The sequence below is a fragment of the Mycobacterium sp. E735 genome (assembly GCF_001666955.1).
In the GTDB taxonomy this organism is placed as follows: domain Bacteria; phylum Actinomycetota; class Actinomycetes; order Mycobacteriales; family Mycobacteriaceae; genus Mycobacterium.
Genome location: NZ_LZIX01000049.1, coordinates 1 through 5975 on the forward strand (window position 1 = coordinate 1; position 5975 = coordinate 5975).

The 5975-nt window shown below is 71.3% G+C and carries 1 protein-coding gene; it reads right to left on the reverse strand.

Annotated features, from left to right (window positions below; all coding sequences use genetic code 11):
- A partial coding sequence (locus A5704_RS04030) for a non-ribosomal peptide synthetase (protein ID WP_156737605.1) occupies positions 1 to 5975 on the reverse strand: 5975 nt, incomplete at both ends.

Below are 5975 nucleotides of genomic sequence, written 5' to 3' on the forward strand. Positions count from 1 at the left end.
GGCGGTGAGGGCGGCCACTACGCGCTCGAGACGTGCGACAAGCGTTGTGACACTGGCGGTATCGAACACGTCGGTGCGGAATTCCACCGCACCACCGATCCCGGCGGACCGGCCGTCCGCCGTCCAGCGTTCGGCCAGGGAGAACAGCAGGTCGGTGCGGGCCGTGCGGGTGTCCACCGGCAGCGCGGTGACCTGCAGGTCGCCCAGGTTCAGTTCGGCCGCGTCGTTGTTCTGCCAGGCCAACATCACCTGCACCAGGGGGTGGTGTCCCAGGCTGCGGGCGGGGTTGAGCCTTTCCACGAGCACCTCGAAGGGCACGTCCTGGTGCTCGTAGGCTTCCAGGCTGCGCCGACGCACCTGGGTCAACAGTTCGGCCACCGTGGGATCGCCGGCCAGATCGACCCGCAGCACCAACGTGTTGGCGAAAAAGCCCACGACGTCATCGAGTGCGGGGTCGGGGCGTCCGGCTATCGGGAAGCCCACGGCCACATCGGAACTCGTGGAGAGCTTCGCGAGCAGCACCGCGAGGGCGGCCTGGAGCACCATGAAACTGGTCGCGTCGTGGGTGCGGGCCGCCTCGCGCACCCGGTCCTGCAGCGCGGCCGGCCACTCGACGCCGACGCTGGCCCCGCGGTAATCGGCAACCGGCGGATACGGCCGGTCGGTGGGCAACTCCAGGCGCTCGGGCAGTCCGGCCAGTGCGGCCCGCCAGTAGTCCAGCTGCCCGGCGATCGGGCTGTCCGGGTCGTCGAGATCGCCCAGCTGGGCGCGCTGCCACAGCGCGTAGTCGGCGTACTGGACCGCTAAGGGTGCCCATCCGGGCGCCCTGCCCGCGCACCGGCTGGCGTAGGCCACGCCGAGGTCCCGCACCAGCGGGGCGAGCGACCAGCCGTCGGCGGCGATGTGGTGCACCACGGCGACCAGCACATGTTCGTCCTCGTCCGTCCTGAAAAGCGTTGCCCGCAGCGGACTCTCGTTGGCCAGGTCGAACGGGCGGCCCGCGACCGCGTCGACGGCCTCCCGCAACCGCGCCGCAGACCATCCGGTGGCGTCGACCACGTCGGCGTCGGCGCGCTCCGGGGGCAGGATCGCCTGGTGCGGTGTCCCATCGGCCGCGGCGAACACCGTGCGCAGGCTTTCGTGGCGGTCCAGCACGTCGCCGAGCGCGGCGCCCAACGCGTCGACGTCCAGGTGTCCGCGCAGCCGTAGCGCGGCGGCCATGTTGTAGACCGGCGACGGCCCGTGCAGCTGGTCGATGAACCACAACCGGGACTGGGCGAACGACAGGGGCAGCAACGCCGGACGCGCGCCCGCCACCACGCGCGCCGGCGCACCACCGCCCTTGCCGAGGAGCGGCGCCAATCGGCGAACCGTGGGCGCCTCGAACACCGCCCGCACCGACAGGTGAGCGTGAAGGCCCGCGTTGACGGCGGCGACCAGGCGCATCGCCGCGAGCGAATCGCCACCCAGGTCGAAGAATGACTCCTCGACCCCCACCCGCGCCAAGCCCAATACGCGGGCGTAGATCTCGGCCAGGATGCCCTCGACCGGGGTCGCCGGGGCACGGTAAGCATCGGTGTCGTGGTATTCGGGTGCGGGCAGCGCCCGGGTGTCGAGTTTGCCGTTGACCGTCAACGGGATCGCGTCCACGGCGACGATCGCGGCGGGCACCATGTAGGCCGGCAACCGCTCGGCCAGCGCGGCGCGAATGCCGGCCGGGTCGGCCGTGCCGGTCACGTAGCCCACCAGGCGGCCCGCGCGGGCGATCACCGCCGCCTGCCGCACACCGTCGAAAGCCAAGAGCGCGGTGGTGATTTCGCCGAGCTCGATGCGGTAGCCGCGGATCTTGACCTGCTCGTCGGCGCGCCGCACGTACCGCAGTTGCCCGTCGGTGTCCCAGCGCACCAGGTCCCCGGTGCGATACATGCGCGCCCCGGTCCCGCCGAACGGGCACGCCACGAAGCGCGACGCCGTCAAGCCGGACCGGCCCAGGTAGCCGCACGCCACGCCGCGGCCGGCGACATACAATTCCCCGACCACGCCGGCCGGCACCGGCCGCAACCACTTGTCCAACACCACCAACGCGGCGCCGGACACCGGTGACCCGATCGGCGCCCCCGCTCCGGGGGCCAGCGGCGCGCTGAGCGCCGCGTCCACCGTCGTCTCGGTCGGGCCGTAGGCGTTGACCACCACCCGGCCCGGCGCCCACCGATCGACCAGCTCTGCCGGACAGGGCTCACCGCCGATCACCAGGGCCACCCCGTCGAGCCCCTCGGTCGACAGGGCACCCGCCTCGGACGGGGTTTGGCTCAAGACGTTGACCCGTTCACGAATCAGCAACGCGCGCAGCTCTTCCGGCGACGTCGCCACCGGCTCGGGCACTAGGACCAGCCGGCCCCCGTCCAGCAGCGCGCCGAAAATCTCCTGGACCGACACGTCGAAGGCCAGGGAGTGAGACTGCGACCAGGCGGCCGCCCCCGGCAGGGGCGCATGCAGCGACGCCATCAGCTGGGTGACGTTCTGGTGGGTGACCGCCACCCCTTTGGGGACGCCGGTCGTGCCCGACGTGTAGATGACGTACGCGATGTCCTCGGGGTCCGGCGCCGGCAACGCGGTGGCGGGTTGGGTGTGCACGGATGATTGGTGGACGTCGATGACCGCCACGTCGAACCCGTCCAACCGGGATCGCAGCTCGGCGGTGGTGACCGCGACGATCGGCGCGGTGTCGGCAATCATGAACTCGACCCGCGCCGCGGGCAGGCCCGGGTCGATCGGCACATACGCCGCACCCGTCTTGAGCACGGCCAGGACCGCCGTGACCGCATCGGCGGATCGCGAGAACATCAGCGCCACAAAGGCACCGGGGCCCGCACCGAGGCCGGCCAGCAGGTTCGCCAGGCGATTCGCCGCCTCGTCCAGCTGCCGGTAGCTCAGGTGGCGGTCGTCGCAGCTCAGCGCGATCGCCTCCGGTGTGCGGGCCACGTGCGCGGCGAACAGGTCCGGAATCGACAGCCCGGCAGCGGGTTCGGTGAGGACGGCGCGGTTCCCCCACTCGACGAGGTGGGTGTGCTCGGACTCCTCGAGCGCGTCGATCGCCGACAACAGGCGAGTGGGGTCGGCGGTCATGGCCGCCAGCACGCGGCGGAACCGCTCCACGAGCGCCTCGATGCCGGCTGCGTCGAAGACGTCGGTGTCGAATTCGATTCGCAGGCCCAGTTCCTCGCCCGGCACCGCTTGCACCGAGAGGGGATAGTGGTTGAACTCGCGGCTGACGAATTCGGTGATGGCGACTTCGTGTGCGCCCGCCAGCGCGGCGGTGTCGATCGGATAGTTCTCGTACACGAACAAGGTGTCGAACAGCTGCTCGTGGCCGGCCGCGCGGTGGATTTCGGGCAGCGCGAGGTGCTCGTGTTCGAGGGTGTGATTGTGGGCGCGGCGCAACTGGTCGAGCAGTCCGGCGACCGTGGTTGTCGCGTCGATGGTGGCCCGTACCGGAACCGTGTTGATCAGGAGGCCCACCATCGTTTCGGAGCCGGGCACCTCGGCCGGCCGTCCCGAGACGACGGCGCCGAACACCACGTCGTCCTCACCGGTCAGCCAGGCCAGCAGCTGCGCCCACGCGGCCTGCAGCACGGTGCTGACGGTCGTGTGGGACGAGCGGGCCAGCGCGCTCAGTGCGCGCGTGGTGTCCGCAGGCACCGCGGAGGTTGCGACGTCCCGACGCCCCGCCCGCCCGGGCGCGCGCACCAGCGTCGGGGTGTCGAACCCGTCGAGCACCTGGCGCCACGCCCCGCGGGCGGCGTCCAGGTCGCGGGTCGCGAGCCAGGTGAGGTAGCTGCGGTACGGCGCCGCGGCCGGCAGCCGCTCCCGGTAGTAGGCGAGGAAGATCTCCTGGAGCACGACCGGCAGCGACCAGCCGTCCATCACGATGTGGTGGACGGTCAGCACAAAGCGGTGCCGGTCTTTGGTGGTGCGGACCAGCGCCGCCCGAAACGCCGGGCGGCCCGCCAGGTCGCACACGGCGGCGCGCTCGGCGATGCACAGCCGCTCGACCAGCTGGTCGGGAGCGGGGTCGTCGGCGTCGAGCTGGAGGTAGCGCCACGCGATGGTGGGGTCGGCCGGGATGATCTGCACCGGCTCGTCGAACTTTTCGCTGAACCGGGCCACCAAGTTGGGGTGCCGGTTCACCACCGTCTGCACCGCCTCGCGCAGGCGATGCGGGTCGAGGGGGCCGCACACGGTGATGTCGAGTTGCACCGCGTACACGTCGTCGCCGGGGTCCAGCCCGGAGTTGGCATGGAAAAGCAGTCCCTGCTGCAGCGGGGTCAGCGGCAACACGTCGGCGATCGGGTGGTCCCGGCACAGCTCGTCGATCTGCTGCTGGGTCAGCCGCGCCGGGGCGACGTCCGACGGGGTCAGTCCGCCCCCGCCGTTTCGCACGTGCGCGCAGATGCCGGCCAGGGCGGCGCACCACAGCTGGCTCAGCCTGCGGACCTGCCAGTGCTCCAGGGCCGAGGGTGCCCACGTCCAATTGGCATGCAGGCGAGGACCTTTCGTCGTTTCCACGGCGCCGGCGTTCAGCTCCAGCGTGTGCCCCAAGGGCACCGGCAGCGCCGCGGTCGCGGCGGTCAACGACAGGCCGTCCTGATCCGGGCGCCACAGGTCGTCCGACAGCTCCGCCGTGCCGCCCAGTCGCCCTAGGTAGTTGAACCCGATCGCCGGGTCCGGGTCTTCAAGGGCCACATCGGGATTCAGGTAGCGCAGCAGTCCGTACGTCAGCCCATCTGGCAAGGCGCGCAACTGCTCCTTGGCATCCTTGATGAGCGCCCCCAGCTCGGCCGCACCGGCGGTGACCCTGTCCCAGGGTGGCTTACCGAGGCTCAACGCGACCGGGTATTTGGCGGTGAACCAGCCCACCGTGCGCGACAGGTCGACGCGCGGGCCCACGTCTTCGTCGCGGCCATGGCCCTCGACGTCGATGGAAAGCGGCGCGCCGGTGCCCAGGAATTCGTTGATCGCCAACCCGAAGGCGACCAGCAAAATATCCTGGACACCGGCGTGGAACGCCGCCGGCACTGCCCCCAACAACATGCGAGTGGTCTCGGTATCGAGCGACACCGACAGGTGCTGCGCCGTCCGATAGGTGTCGAGCTCCGGGCGTACCGCCGGCAACGCGGCCGGGATCGCCGCCACCTGCCGCCAGGCGTCCGCCATGCGGACGACCTCGGGGCGCCGGGCATGCTCGGCCACCAGCGCGGACCACCTGGCGAACGACGTGCCCCCGGGGGCCAGCACCACCGGTAGGCCGCCGCGCTGCTGGACCCACGCGATGTTCAAGTCCTCCAACAGGATTCGCCACGAAACTCCGTCGACGGCCAGGTGGTGGACGATCAACGCCAACCGCCCGGTGCCCTCCGCCCATACCGCACGCAGCATCACCCCCGCAGCCGGGTTCAGGTGCGAGCGCGCCGCCACCAGAGCGTGTTCGGACAACGCGTCGACGGTGTGCAGGCATCCGCGGGCGTCGACCGCGCCGGGCTCGGGCACCTCCAGCGACCAGCCGCCCGCACCGTCGTCGTCGACGCGCAGCCGCAACATCGGGTGCCGGTCGATCAAGGCCTGCAGGAGCACCGTCAGGTCGTCACGGGTGACGCCGGCGGGGGCCTGCACCAGCATGGTCTGGTTGAACTCGTCGACCGGCCCGTCGAGCCGCTGCAGCCAGCGCATGATCGGTGTGGCGACGGCCTCGCCGAGACCCTCGTCGACCGCGTCGTCGTCGGTGGACACCCCCGCCACCCGGGCCAGTCGCGCCACCGTCTGCTCGACGAAGATGTCGCGCGGGCGGAACATCACGCCGGCCGCCCGCGCCCGGGCCACGACCTGCATCGACAAGATGCTGTCCCCGCCCAGGTCGAAGAAGGAGTCGTCGATGCCGACCCGTTCCACGCCCAGCACCTGGGCATAGATGCCGGCCA